We start from the raw sequence: 14,226 nt of genomic DNA, 5'->3' as shown, positions 1-14,226 counted from the left end.
TTGCTAATTTTGAGGCATGTTGACAATGCAATACAGATTAATCACGAAATATACAGGCATACAGATGATGAAGAAAAAGACCCTGTTTCTTCTCTTGTTTACGCTCTTTGCCGGCTTAACTGCCCGCGCCGACGACGTTCGGTTTTCGATGTCGGCGCCCAATGTGGTAGAGCTCGGAAGCCAGTTCCGGCTCTCTTTTGTGCTAAACACACAGGGAGATAACCTGAAACTTCCGGAGTTGAATGACTTCGATGTACTAATGGGACCCTCGACTTCCAACAGTACATCCATTCAGATGATCAACGGTAAAACGACTCGTTCGGTCACTTTCTCTTACACCTACATTCTGCAGGCAAAAAAAGAGGGAAAGTTCACCATTCAACCGGCCACCATTGACGTGGACGGAAAGACATACACGTCAAATCCGGTGACCATTCAGGTGGTAAAAGGTTCGTCGAAACCAGCGGGAGGAGGTGTCGATAAGCCGGCAGCTACACCAGGACATATCGATTCGAAGGATCTGTTTGTCAAGGTGGACGTGAACCGGAAATCGGTTTACAAAGGAGAGCATCTGGTTGCGACCATTAAGATTTACTCACGGGTGAACCTGAGTGGATTCGACGATATTGAACTACCGAACTTCGAAGGATTCTGGTCGCAGGATATCGATATCCCGCAACAGATTTCGTTACACCGGGAAGCCTATAACGGAGAAATATACAATGTGGGAACACTGAAGAAAACGATTCTTTTTCCGCAGCAAACCGGAAATATCACCATTAAACCGGTGAAAATTGTGGCGTTGGTGCGTCAGCGCGTACAGCAGCCGCAAAGTATTTTCGACGATTTCTTCGATCAGTTTTCAACGGTGAAAGCCACCGTGTTCAGTCAGCCTGTAACCATTCATGTGAAGTCGCTGCCTAAAGCGCCGGCCAATTATTCCGGAGGAGTCGGGAACTTCCGTCTCGAATCTTCTATTACGGCAACGGATGTAAAAGCCAACGATGCAGTAACGCTGAAGCTGAAGATTTCCGGAAACGGTAACCTCAAACTGATTGATGCGCCCAAGGTTGATTTCCCGCCGGATTTCGACACATACGATCCGAAGAATACCAGCGATTTCAAAGCGACGGAGAGTGGTCTGGAAGGAAGCACCTCGTTCGAATACCTGGTCATTCCGCGTCATGCCGGCGATTTTACCATTCCGGCTGTCAACTTTGTCTATTTCAATCCGGCAACGGGAAGATACGTGACCAAGACCACCAAGTCGTATGATTTGCATGTGGAAAAAGGAGCCGGTAACCAGTCGAACACGGTTGTCAGCAGCGGACTTTCCAAAGAAGATGTGAAATTCCTCGGAAAGGATATTCGTTACATCAAGACGGATAACAACCAATTGTTCCAGCGAAACGATACGTTCTTCGGTTCGGTGAACTTCTACCTGATTTATCTCGGAGGAGCATTCCTCGTACTCATATTCTATCTCTTTAACATGAAGCGCATCCGCGAGAATGCGAACCTGGCCCGGGTGAAAAACCGGAAAGCCAGCAAGGTGGCCATGAAACACCTGAAAGTGGCCCGCGGCGTTCTGAAGCAAAACGATGCGGAGAAATTCTACGAAGCAGTAACCCGCGCATTCTGGGGCTACCTCAGCGATAAGCTGACCATTCCGGTAGCCGATTTGAACAAGGAGCGCGCCGCAGAAGCGTTGCTGCAACGCAGTGTTTCGCAGGAGCTGGTCGATCGCTTTATCGAAACGCTCGATACATGTGAGTTTGCCCGATTCGCGCCGGGCGGAGGCACATCGACAGCCATGAATGAAATGTACGATAAGGCTGTTGAGGTGATGAGCCGCATGGAAAAAGAGATTAAGTAACGATGAAACAGAATCAACAGAACAGGGATTCGATGAGACAAAAAGTATTATACATCATAGGAATGTTGGCGCTGGTGTTGATTTCCGGTACCACTTTCGCTCAAAAAGCAGAACTGGACTCGATTACCCGGGCCGATACCTTGTATGCAAAAGGGCATTACCAGCAGGCCGCCAGCGTTTATTCTGGCATTCTGAAGCGGGGATATGAATCAGCAGATCTCTATTTCAACCTGGGAAATGCTTATTACAAATCGGGAAAGATAACCAAGGCCATCATCAATTATGAGCGGGCCCGTTTGCTGGCTCCCAATGACGACGACATCAAATATAACCTCGATTTGGCGCAGGCTCATGTGGTCGATAACATTCAGCCGTTGCCCGAATTTTTCCTGACCAAATGGTGGCACAGTATTATTAATACGCATTCAGCGGATGAGTGGGGAACACAAAGCATGATAGCCTTCTTTATCTTCCTCGTCATCTTTGCCTTGTTTCTTTTTGCGCAAACGGTGCGCCGGAAGAAACTGGCATTCTGGGTTTCCATTTTGGCGCTTATCTGGTCGGGATTTACCTTCTCGTTTGCCTCGAGTCAGAAGAGCAAGCTAACGCACCGCAATACGGCCATTATCACGGCACCGACCGTTACCGTGAAAGGTTCGCCCAGTGAAACAGGGACGGAACTCTTCATTATTCACGAAGGCCTGAAGGTGAAACTTACCGACAGCCTCGGTACCTGGAAGGAAATTCAGCTGGCCGACGGCAACAAAGGTTGGGTGCAGGACTCAACCATGGTACGAATCTAAGTATTCGAACATACGATATTTCAGAGCGGGGGTAAGTAAGTTTACCTCCGCTTTTCGTATATCCCTTTTCGATTGTTATTTTTGCAATTCGAAAATGAATAACGATGGTGGAAATTTATCCTGCGGGATTTGAATCAAAAATTGGTTTCGACAAAATACGCGACTTGCTGAGTCAGCGGTGCCTGAGCACACTCGGGAAGGAGATTGCTGCGCAGTTCAGTTTCTCGTCTAACTACGAGACCATTGTCCGGCGGCTAGACGAGACCGTGGAATTCATGCAGATCATCGCCGAGGAGACCAATTTCCCGACAGGCTATTACCTCGATGTTCGTCCGGCACTGCAGAAAATCAAGGTGCCCGGAACATTCCTCGAAGTCCACGAGCTGTTCGACCTGAAACGTTCGCTGGAAACCATTCGTGCCATCGTTAATTTTTTCCGTTCCCGGGAAGAAGCGGAATTTCCCAGGCTGCGCGATGTGGTTCGCGATGTACAGCTTTTCCCATTTGTATATGACCGCATCGACCAAATCATCAGCAAGCACGGAACAATTAAGGACAATGCGTCACCCGAACTGGCGAACATTCGCCGCGAAATTTTTTCCCGGCAGGCCAGTGTGTCCAAAATTATGCAGAGCATTCTGCGGAAAGCACAGAAGGAAGGCCTCGTAGAGAAAGACGTTTCCACTTCCATTCGTGATGGCCGCACGGTGATTCCCATTGCTGCCGGAAACAAGCGGAAGCTGAAAGGGATTGTGCACGACGAATCCGCTACCGGACGAACAGCCTACGTGGAGCCCGAAGAAGTCGTGGAAGTGAACAACCGTATCCGGGAACTGGAGTCGGCTGAGAAACGCGAAATCGTGAAGATTTTGATTCACTTCACCGATGAAATCCGTCCGTATGCTGAAGATTTGGCGTTTTCGTACGGCATTTTAGCCGAACTCGATTTCATCCGGGCCAAGGCTCTCTGGGCCATCGAAAGTGAATCGGTGAAGCCGAAAGTGACAGAGAAACTGGAACTGGAATGGTTCAAGGCTCGTCACCCGTTGCTGGAACGCAACCTGAAGGTGGAGAACCGGAAAATTGTTCCGCTCGATATTACGCTTACAGAACAGAATCGTATCCTGCTCATTTCCGGTCCCAATGCCGGGGGTAAATCGGTTTGCCTGAAAACGGTAGGCCTGGTGCAATACATGTTACAATGTGGTTTGCCCGTCCCGGTGAGCCCGGATAGTCGCTCGGGCATCTTCGAGCGTATGTTCATCGACATTGGCGACGACCAGTCACTGGAGAACGACCTGAGTACGTACAGCTCGCACCTGACCAATATGAAGTTCTTCACGAAGAACTGCACGCCCAAAACACTGGTGCTCATCGACGAGTTTGGAACCGGAACCGAGCCAATGCTGGGGGGCTCCATTGCCGAGGCCGTGCTCAACCGCGTCAACCAGTTAGGAACTTACGGTGTCATCACGACGCACTATACCAACCTGAAGCACTTTGCCAGTTCGGCCGAGGGAATAGAAAACGGCGCCATGCTGTACGATTCGCACCAGATGGAACCCCTTTTCCGGTTGCAAATTGGCAAGCCGGGAAGTTCGTTCGCTTTCGAGATTGCCCGTAAAATCGGTCTTCCGGAAGACATTCTGAAGGAAGCGAGCGATAAAATCGGGCAGGAGCACATCGATTTCGACAAGCACCTGCGCGATATTGTCCGCGACAAGCGGTACTGGGAAGGCAAGCGGCAGCGTATCCGGAAGGTGGAACGTCACCTGGACGACATGGCCGGCAAGTACGAGTCCGATTTGGAAGAGACGGAACGGATGCGGAAAGAGATTCTGGCGAAAGCCAAACGCGAAGCCGATGAGCTATTGTCCAACACCAACCGGATGATTGAGCGAACCATTCGCGAGATTAAAGAGGCCAATGCCGAGAAAGAACAAACCCGCAAGGTGCGCCGCGAGCTGGACGATTTCCGCGATGAGGTAGAAAAGAAAGCTACCGAGGATGAGGAAAAGATAGCCCGGAAGATGGAGAAACTGCGGCAAAAGGAGCAAAAGCGCCGTGAGAAGTCACCCCGCAAAGAACCGGAGAAGAAGAAGGTCAAACCGGCTCAACCCAAAACGCCCACACTGGAGGTGGGAGCGAAGGTCCGCTTGCAGGGACAGCAGGCAGCCGGCGAGGTGCTCGAAATCAACGGTAAAAACATTGTGGTAGCCTTTGGAGCGTTACGTTCTACTGTGAAACGTGATAAGCTGGAAGTGGTATCGAACAGCCAGTTGAAGAAAGAGGGCGTGCAGAAGAATAAGACCATCGCCCGGATCAACGATGCCATTGCCGACCGGAAAATGACCTTCAAACCGGAAGTTGATGTGCGGGGAATGCGCGCAGAGGAAGCCCTGCATAAAATTCAGGAGTTCATCGACGAGGCCATTATGGTGGAAGCAGCCGAGCTCCGTATCCTGCACGGAAAAGGTACCGGCGTCCTGCGCGAACTCATTCGAAACTACCTGCGTACCGAGCCAATGGTACGGCACTACCATGATGAACACGTCCAGCATGGCGGTGCCGGTATAACCGTTGTGGAGCTGGCGTAACGAAGGCTAGTCGTTCGCCCGCTTCTCCTTCACAATCTCTCGTACATCTTTCAGCAGCAGCGGAAAGGCTGGAGCGGTCATGTTGTGGCCGTAGCCCTGCATTTCGTATAGCCGGGTATTTTTGTGGCCCACCACTTTCATCATGCGCATCAGGTAAGCATTTTCTTCATAGCGTCCCAACATTTCCATATGACGGTCGCCGGTGATGAGCAGCAACGGCGGTGCATCTTTCCGCACCCAGTACAGCGGCGCCAGGCTGTCGACGACCGGTTGTGTTCCCGGAATGCCCCGCTCGGCCCGAATGGTGAAGTGAGTGATGGTGTGCCCGCTAAAAGGAATCAGTCCTGCAATGCGATTGGCATCGATGTCCCATCTTTTCAGGTAGTTTTTGTCCAATCCCACCATCAGTGTGAGGTAGCCACCAGCAGAGTGACCAGAGACGAAAATCAGCGTCGAATCGCCGCCGAATTGCTCGATGTGGTTGAATGCCCAGGCGACAGCGGCGGCTGCATCGTCGATGCAATGCTCCGCTTTAATGTGAGGCGATAGCCGGTATCCTACGCCAATCACGGCCATGCCCTGTTCTTTCAACGCTTCCGGAATCTCTTTGTGTCCGCCCGTTAAGCCGCCACCATGAAACCAGACAATGGTAGGGAAATGCTTCACATTCTTTGGGTAATACAGATCCAGTACACATTGCTGCCGGAGGTACTCATCGGCCTGGTTGAGGGAATCATTGTAATACGGAATGTTGAATTTCGTAATGTATTCGGTCTTTTGCGCGAATGCCGATGCTACCCAAAGCACCAGGGCGAGCAGCAGATAAGTTTTCTTCATGGGATGTTTTGTTTGATTACGATTCGGTGTTTTGCTTTGTGAGGTGTAAATATACAAATCATCTGCTTGTTGGGATAAACGAAATTTAGCGAGGAGTATGTGACTGCTGTGTATAACCTCTACGAGGTAGCATTGAGGCGGGAGCGTTTTCGACCTACAATACTAAATCTCCTACGGAGAAAGTATCGCGACATTTCCGGAGTTCCAAAGTTTGGAAAAGCTCCTACCTATGCTGCATTTCCTTCAGCGAAATTCCGCGTAGCGGATAAAGTATTGTAGCAATTGCCATTCCCAAACCCGCATTTTCCGCGTAGCGGATACACAAAACTTCTATTTAATTCGATACCCAACTTTAAAGCCCGGAATTATGTTTGAGAAGGCTGTTTCCTCAACATTTCTCATGAGCAGAGAATAACGTAAATTGAGGTCTATCGTAATTTTCTTCCCGATGGTTCTTCTAAACCCCCATCCCGCATATATTCCGGAAATAACGTCATGTAGTCCATCGTTGTTAACCGTTTGCAATTTTATTCCGGGGGTCACAACGTCTGCTTCGGCAAAAAAGTAGCCAGCACTGTTATTGATTGTTTTTCTTCCTTTTTCCTGTCGTTTTAACAACCGGTAGTACCAGCGGTAGTTAACTTCTGCTGTTGGCAGAAATTCAAAATATTCTACATGAGAAGTTGAGCCAAAGAAAGAGTTATCGTAGGAATAAAAATCTCCATACGCGAGAGAAATATTAAATCCGGCACGATAACTCCAGGTGGTTACAGGAGAAAGCCGAAACTCTTGTTCAAATGAAGGATATAGCGCATTTATTTTGGTTATCTTTTTTTCAACACCTTCCGTTGCGTTTTGTGCTGCAGCGGTTATGACAAATAGGCAAGCAATAAGGGTTAGTGAGAGTGCTTTCATAAAAATTGAATGATTTATTTTTTCGTCAGGGTTATTCTAAATATGTCGTAGGTCAAGAAATTTTATGTAGGAAGATTTTAAAAAATGTCTTTGTCATCAATGGGCGGAATCTTTGCTTCCAGTTCTCTTATCCTTTTCTTCAGCTGCATATTCTGAATGCTGCTGATGATAGAACCGAATATGAAGCCAAACCAGAGAAGAGATGTCCCGTAAGGCCAGTGTTGCAGCTTAAACAAGGCTCCGGCTAAAACCAGAAACCAGGATGTATTGTAAAGTATATTTAGTAGTGTTTCTGTTCGTTTATTCCTCATCTGTTTTGTTTTAACTATTTTATTGGTCTTGCCGATTAGCCTTACAGTAATTTTGCTTTTCTGCGTTGGAATTCCTCAGCGGTAATCGCACCTCTTTCTTTTAGTTCGTATAACTTAGCCACTTCATCGGCTACATTGTTGCCGGCAGTTGCGTAAGCCACTTTACCTCCGTTATATTTTGCATTAAATCTGTCTTCGTCCATTACCAGGAATACAATGAAGTCAATAAACGCAATAATTGATGGAATAAAAGTCCACACAAAAACAAGGTATAGGACTCCAAGAAGTCCTTGTCCGAGATAAAAACGGTGGATTCCAAGTCCGCCCAAAAAAAAGGCAAGAAGCGCTGCTGTTACTTTATTTTTCATTCGTTTTAATTTATTGGTTCTCTGTATAATTGTTTGCCCCACATTTGTATATCTCTTTCAGGCAAATGTGAATGATTCATTAATTGATCTATTTCTTCTTTTATCTTTTTAATCGCACTAGTATCAGTAGTTCTGATTCTGGTTTCATAATTGTGTGTTGTCCCATTTGATGTAAAGTTTAGCGAACCTAAATAGGCAATATGGTCGTCGATTAAATAGATTTTACTATGAATGAACGTATCGCTCTGGAAGCTGGTGTCAGGTGACATATACACCTTAAACGGGAATAACTGTGAGTACCAGTAATGATAGATTCGTTGATTTTTGATTTTACTTTGATATAATTTGATGATCAGAAAAAGAACAACGATTGGAATTAGCCCGAATGCCATTTTAATATCTCTCACAAAGTATACGACGCCAGCCAATGTCAACAATAGCCCAATGGTTATGTATGACAATATTTTGGATATGTCTTTCCACTTCTCGCGCTTCTCTACCGCTTCCTGATCTGTTTCCCTGTTTTGATTAATCAGTTGATGAATGATTTTTTTACGATTTCCATTAAAATCTTCTATCGTATCGGTTGTGATCAATTCAACTTCCAGGTCTCTTCTTCTGAAGCTAATGAGCTCAGTTATTAAAAACGGTGATAAAAATGGCGAAACAACTCTGATGGACTTTTTGGCATTCCGAATGTCATTCATCAATTTTTTGCCCGCACCTTTCCCGATATAGATATCACATTGTGCTCCGTTATAGAACATTCCCATGGGTTAGTTTTTCTTAAATGGAATATTAAAGGTTAATTGTAAATGGTCCCAAGGCATGAGAGTATGCCTATTAGGGGAGGTTCATGCTCGGGAACATTTACAGTCTTTTCGGCGATTTCTGAATATTGTCTGAAGCAAACCTACTTACTTTAGCGTCTGTTTTGCAATCGCTTTTTCTAAATCGTTTACGAATCGAATGATATTTTCATGACCTACTCCTTTGATTTGAAAATTGATTTTGTTGCTGGAAGAACCAATGGATAATGTGTGTTTTTTGGTTTTAATGAAAATGTAGTAAAAGACCACAGCAATTATTCCTCCAATAATAAAGCCTGAAGGGTCCTCTTCTGAAAGTGAGTAAAATATCCCTCCCAAAGCGCTGACAATTGCAACAATTAAATACCAAATATTCGTTATATAGTGTATCTCAACAGAAGAGACTTGAGATAACATGATTGAAACAATGCGGCTGCCTGTATTCATTCGAACTCTGTGTGTTGTCAGAGTAATTAGCTTGTTGTCTGCTTCTGAAATTAATTTTTCATCTTCGAAATAGAGTGATTTATCCATAAGTAATGAGTTTTAATATAACGGTAAATTGTATGAGTAGAGGAAAACTGCGTGGCAGTTTCCTATTGTAGGCTTTTCTTTTTCAGGACAACCTAAGATTAGATTTATTCAGTTTTGTAAGACTTCTTTCTGGCAACCCTCTCTTTCAATAACATCTTGGTTGTCCTGGTTTGATTAAAAATATCTAAAATAGACATCTTTTAAATTCTTATTAATATATATTTTAATACGGAGTTGAGATAGATTCTAATAGTAATATTCGAGTAACTCATTCTCTTTCAATTTTTCAATTACTGGGGCAATACTGCTTGAATTAAATTGAGAAAATCCATTCAACAAGGGAGAAGCTTCAAAACTCACATGAGCCACATTTTCTTCTGTGACGAATATTAAATCATTAGGCAAATAAATTTTTGTTGCATAACCACCGGTTGAGTAAATCTCTTCAGGTTCTTTATAATTTACATTCGAATATATTCTTGATTCACTACTCGTCAACTTCTTTTTGTAAAAATCTATTCTGACCATAATCCCATCCGATAAATTTAGACAAACAGTATTATCATTAGTTATTATTGCCTGACCAAATAGCAATCCATTCTTTAACGCCAGGAGAGCTGGTTCAAAAACCTGTTTTGTGCTGATTGGAAAGATTTGAGGAAGCTTTCCAGTGAATAGCTCCAATAATTCCTTGCGCCAGTTTTTTATGTCCTCATTTTTAATGTTGTTGAACTTTAAACCCTTGAGGCTATATATGTCTAAGTCAAGCTTGAAAAACTCGTAGCTTCTATTTTTTTCTTCTGCGCTTTTAAAAAATGATTCATGTGGCAATCGTAACTCTTCTCTATATAATATTTTAAGAATGAACTTTGTTTGTCTCTCTTTTTTTTCATTTTCGACTATTTCCTCTTCTGTAGGAAGCCCTTCAATTTCCAATGTTAATGAATCAATTTTTTCTTGTAATTCTTTTTCTGAAGCTATAGAATAAGCTCTACTCAGTCTTTCCCCTAATTCTTGCAGTTCTTTTTCTTTCCATTTTCTGTTATGAGGGTAAAATCCATAAAAATTTGGTCCATTTTCTACAATAAAATTTCTCAATTCTTCAGAGGAGTTAAAGCGATATTTTTGAGTGAGTTTTGATATAATTTTCTCGTTGTAATTTGAAGTTAGAAACTCGTAAATTGAAATTGAGGTGAGTTCATTCTTAATGAATTTAATAATTTCTGTATTATCCATATTGCGTATAGTATATATTATTCTATCGATGGTAGCAAATTGCAAAATTTGATGCTTAGTTCCTTTTTTTATGTATCCGTATCGCGTTGTATTTTGTAATGTATTATTCGGAATCTTCGTCTGATGAACTTCCGGAATACTTCAATTCATTCGCATTGTGTTGGTTTATTTCAGCCCCCAAAGTAAAAAATTTCTCTCCTAACCAAACATAACACATCTTCAGACCACCCCATTTCACCCTTCCCAATTTTCCGTTCACATACCAGATCCGTACGTTCATCAAAAAGTTTGATACGTTCATCAAAAAAAACGGGATAAAAAGTTTTTTCAATTTATATTCAATATACGGTTTCCGAGAGACAGATTTTAGCCGGATATATGTGAAGAATGATGTTGGGAGTGAATGAACCGTAATGGCGTTCATTGACCAAATGTGCTTGAGGTATGTCTACCCGCGACAGCAACCTCCTCTGGCGATGGAATGTATTCATGCACGTGAAATGAAGTACCTGTGCGGAGATAGTCAACTCATGCAAGCTGCATGGAGTGTCTCAGTTTCGGGAAGGTGTTCATTACACTGCAATGAGGTGCCTCCGTTTCGGGAGGGTGTTCGTCACACTGCAACGAGGTGCCTCAGTTTCGGGAAGTTGTTCGTCACGCTGCAACGAGGTGCCTCAGTTTCGGGAAGTTGTTCGTCACGCTGCAATGAGGTGCCTCAGTTTCGGGAGGGTGTTCGTCACACTGCAACGAGATGCCTCAGTTTCGGGAAGTTGTTCGTCACGCTGCAACGAGGTGCCTCCGTTTCGGGAAGCAGTTCGTCACGTTGCAATGAGATGCTTCCGTCCTGGGGAGATGATTATTTCGGCGTCGCGGCGTAACAATTTCTGTCCGGAGGATTTTCCCCGGTGCGGGCAGATAACCAGCGGAGCAGGCAATCGGTCATGCCCAATAAAATGCTAACCCTAATTTCACTAAATAAATATATTATGGAAAAATTTGCGTATCGTTATCTGGATCAGGATACTGTGTACAATGTGACCAGTCGTTTCCTGGAACTCTTGAAAGCTGCCAATTCCGAAACCCTTATTTTGACAGCCGTTATTACTCCCCTTGAAGCCGTATTTCTCGATTTTGAATCGGCATACAAGAAAGAGCGGAAAAGTGAATATACCGCTAAGTTAGCGGCGGCCGACGAGGTGCGCGACCGGGCATACCTGGCGTTGCGTCATTACCTGGTGGCTTGCTCGTATGCCGGTTTGGACGGGTATCCTGCTGCTGCGGATACGCTGCTGAGCATTTTCAAACGGCTGGGCTGGTCGATGCAGAATGAAGGGTACCAGACCGAGTCATCGCGGCTGGGCAACCTGATAGCCGAACTGCAGCTGGAGGGAAATGCGGCATTGCTGACCACCGTCGAGGGAACGGCCTGGCTGGAACGCCTGATGACCGCTGCGGATGCTTTCGAGGCTATTTACCAGCAAAAGCTGACCGCCGAAGCAGCTGATACGACCACGTCGGCCTACCGGTTGCGGAAAGTTTTGCAAGAGCAGATCGAAATGAGTCTGTCGTGGCTGGAAGTGCAGCAGCAGTTCAATAAATCGGATGAATTGTCTACCCTCATCGGACAGGTGGACGAGCTAATCGCGAATACCATGGCCACCGCCCGGGCCAATGCCACCCGGAAGTCGTCGGTTGAAGAAGAATAATTGAGTTTTTTGATTAGATTTTTTCACTCATAAGTTTAGATTTTAGTTAAGTGTGAGTCGCCGGGCAGTTGTCCGGCGGCTCTTTTTGTGGGGGAACCCTGTCGGTGGTCGGAGACCCTGACAGTGGTTTGGATGGACGAATAGAGCCTGAAAGGTTCTGATTTCGGAGCTTGGGGTAACGCCCCAAGTATTGGATACGTTGGTTGAACAGTCAGCCTGTAAGGCTGGGACTTTCTTTTCCACAATTAATAGGAGCGTTGAAGCCCTTCAGGCTTCCGTTTACGTGTTGGTCTTCTACCCGGGGCGTTGCCCCGGGCTACGGGATGTCAGACCTTCGGCCTGATGCTGTTTCACCTGACAGCGTCGACAGACCTGTCAGCGTGATAGCCGTCGTTTCCGGATGATTATCTACTCACCCCATTCAGACGGTGTCTGAATTTCCCCTCTCTACGAGTGTAAAGAGGGGCGGGGCCGGTGGTTTCATCAGTGTTCGTTTTTTATTGCAATACTGGTTGGATTTTCTTTTTTAAATCAGGTCGGTGAGATTTTGCAGCGACGCGAGCCCTTCTCTATGATTAGAGAAGGTTGGGATGAGTAGACCTGGGATGAAAGATAATTTGGAATGTCTATCCTGACAGGTTTTCAAAACTGTCAGGATTGCTTTCTGCCGAATAAAATTTCCACCCATACTGTACAATTAACATATATTCATTAATTTGTAGCCAGTTTTTCGGACACCAAACGCCGAACTTGTAACTTAACCTATTAAATGTAAACTATGGAAAAAGATGCGAAGAAGGGCGTCAGCCGTAGACGCTTTTTGGGGACTACCGCTGCCGGAATGGCTGGTCTGGCCGTACTTCCGGGACTTTCCTCCTGTAAACAAAAACCTGCTGCAACAGACAAAACCATCCGCATGGGCTTCATTGGTATGGGCCGTCAGTCCATGTTCCTGCTCAACGGATTTCTGCAGATTCCGGGTACGCAAGTAGTAGCCGGTTGCGATGTGTATGGAAGAAAACGCAAACGTTTTGAGCAACGCGTGACCGATTTTTATGCCGAAGCCGGTCAGAAAGCGGATGTGAAAACGTACGAAAAATATGAAGACCTGCTGGCTCGCGAGGATATCGACGCGGTAGTGATTGCCGTACCCGATCATGCACATGCCATGATTGCTGTGGCTGCCTGTAAAGCCGGCAAGGATGTGTACCTCGAAAAACCGATGACCTTCACCATCAAGGAAGGACAGGTACTGCGTCAGGCCGTTCGCGACAACGACCGCGTACTGGCCATTGGTAGCCAGCAACGTTCCGATCCCAATTTCCAGCACGCTGTGGAGCTGGTGCAATCGGGCAAGCTGGGTAAAATAACGAAAATCAATGCCTACGTAGGTGCACCGCCTACTCCGTATACGCTTCCTGAGGAGCCGATTCCCGAAGATTTGAACTGGGACCGTTGGTTAGGCCCGTTGGCTGGTGATATTCATTTCAACAACGAACTGAATCCGCCTATTTCCCTTGACCCGCCGCAGGACGAGCAGTTCTGGGGAGGCTGGCGCTGGTACAAGGAAACCGGCGGTGGTTTCACGACCGACTGGGGCGCTCACATGTTCGACATTGCCCAGTGGGGCTTGGGCATGGACGGTAGTGGTCCTATCGAGATTTCGCCCATTGGCGACGGGACCGAGTTCATGCAGTTCAAATATGCCGACGGAACGGTAATGACTTCCGAGCCTTTCGATGAGAAGCTGACCAAGGGAGTGAAGTTCTGGGGCGAAACAGGATGGATTGAAGTAGCCCGTGGTTATTTCAACGCATCGGACGAGAAATTCATGCCAGCCGAATCGGTAGCAGATGACGGTCCGTACGAAACGAAAATACCGCACCAGGTGAACTTTATCGAAGCTGTTCGCGAAAGGAAAGACCCGGTGGTTCCGGTAGAAATCGGGCACAGCAGTGCCACGGTTTGTAACCTCGGTAACATTGCCTGCGACCTGAAACGCACTATCAAATGGGATCCGGATACGGAAACTTTTGTGGATGACGAAGACGGTGCAGCTACCGCGAAATTGCATTACGAATATCGCTCACCCTGGACGTTGACTTAATTGCCATAAGTTAAGATTTATAGTTAAGCAAAGCAGGTTCTTCAAGCAATTGGGGAGCCTGTTTTAATTAAGACGAAAGAGGAGAGAGTTTAGACGTTAGATAGGAGATATTCTGTGTCAGGTTTGT

12 protein-coding genes are annotated in these 14,226 nt (G+C 45.9%); 5 read left to right on the top strand and 7 right to left on the bottom strand.

Annotated elements, in window-relative coordinates:
- Positions 1–64: 64 nt before the first annotated feature.
- From GJU87_RS12650 to GJU87_RS12640, 3 genes are all read left to right on the top strand, one after another.
- Complete coding sequence (locus tag GJU87_RS12650; protein ID WP_194831526.1) at positions 65–1,876, top strand: BatD family protein; 1,812 nt, start codon at positions 65–67, stop codon at positions 1,874–1,876.
- Positions 1,877–1,908: 32 nt separating this feature from the next.
- Positions 1,909–2,679, top strand: a complete 771-nt coding sequence (locus GJU87_RS12645) for a tetratricopeptide repeat protein (RefSeq protein ID WP_194831525.1) — start codon at positions 1,909–1,911, stop codon at positions 2,677–2,679.
- Between the two features lie 104 nt (positions 2,680–2,783).
- Positions 2,784–5,276, top strand: a complete 2,493-nt coding sequence (locus tag GJU87_RS12640; protein WP_153639863.1) for an endonuclease MutS2 — start codon at positions 2,784–2,786, stop codon at positions 5,274–5,276.
- Between the two features lie 6 nt (positions 5,277–5,282).
- Here GJU87_RS12640 and GJU87_RS12635 read toward each other — a convergent pair whose 3' ends face one another.
- The 7 genes from GJU87_RS12635 to GJU87_RS12605 all read right to left on the bottom strand — a co-directional run bounded on the left by GJU87_RS12635 (position 5,283) and on the right by GJU87_RS12605 (position 10,286).
- On the bottom strand, positions 5,283–6,113 hold the full coding sequence (locus tag GJU87_RS12635; RefSeq protein ID WP_153639862.1) for an alpha/beta hydrolase: 831 nt from the start codon (positions 6,111–6,113) through the stop codon (positions 5,283–5,285).
- Positions 6,114–6,443: 330 nt separating this feature from the next.
- Entirely contained in the window at positions 6,444–7,028 is a 585-nt protein-coding gene (locus GJU87_RS12630) for a hypothetical protein (RefSeq protein WP_153639861.1), read from the bottom strand.
- Positions 7,029–7,105: 77 nt separating this feature from the next.
- A complete protein-coding gene (locus tag GJU87_RS12625) occupies positions 7,106–7,339 on the bottom strand; it encodes a hypothetical protein (protein WP_153639860.1) in 234 nt (77 codons plus the stop codon).
- Between the two features lie 41 nt (positions 7,340–7,380).
- The gene (locus GJU87_RS12620; protein ID WP_153639859.1) at positions 7,381–7,707 is read right to left on the bottom strand and encodes an NINE protein; all 327 of its coding nucleotides are present in this window, start codon (positions 7,705–7,707) and stop codon (positions 7,381–7,383) included.
- Positions 7,708–7,712: 5 nt separating this feature from the next.
- A complete protein-coding gene (locus GJU87_RS12615; protein WP_153639858.1) occupies positions 7,713–8,480 on the bottom strand; it encodes a phospholipase D-like domain-containing protein in 768 nt (255 codons plus the stop codon).
- A gap of 144 nt (positions 8,481–8,624) precedes the next feature.
- Positions 8,625–9,050, bottom strand: a complete 426-nt coding sequence (locus GJU87_RS12610; protein ID WP_153639857.1) for a hypothetical protein — start codon at positions 9,048–9,050, stop codon at positions 8,625–8,627.
- Positions 9,051–9,296: 246 nt separating this feature from the next.
- Positions 9,297–10,286 (bottom strand): hypothetical protein, encoded by a 990-nt coding sequence (locus tag GJU87_RS12605; RefSeq protein ID WP_153639856.1) that lies wholly within the window; start codon positions 10,284–10,286, stop codon positions 9,297–9,299.
- 986 nt (positions 10,287–11,272) lie between these two features.
- Between GJU87_RS12605 and GJU87_RS12600 the strand changes: the two genes are divergently transcribed.
- Together GJU87_RS12600 and GJU87_RS12595 are read left to right on the top strand one after the other, a co-directional pair.
- A complete protein-coding gene (locus GJU87_RS12600; RefSeq protein ID WP_153639855.1) occupies positions 11,273–11,992 on the top strand; it encodes a DUF6261 family protein in 720 nt (239 codons plus the stop codon).
- 778 nt (positions 11,993–12,770) lie between these two features.
- The gene (locus GJU87_RS12595) at positions 12,771–14,099 is read left to right on the top strand and encodes a Gfo/Idh/MocA family protein (RefSeq protein WP_153639854.1); all 1,329 of its coding nucleotides are present in this window, start codon (positions 12,771–12,773) and stop codon (positions 14,097–14,099) included.
- Positions 14,100–14,226 lie beyond the last annotated feature (127 nt).

Origin of the sequence: Prolixibacter sp. NT017 (assembly GCF_009617875.1) — a bacterium.
Classification (GTDB): Bacteria; Bacteroidota; Bacteroidia; order Bacteroidales; family Prolixibacteraceae; genus Prolixibacter.
Note: the sequence above shows the minus strand (reverse complement) of the source record. Positions and strands in the feature narration are given on the sequence as shown.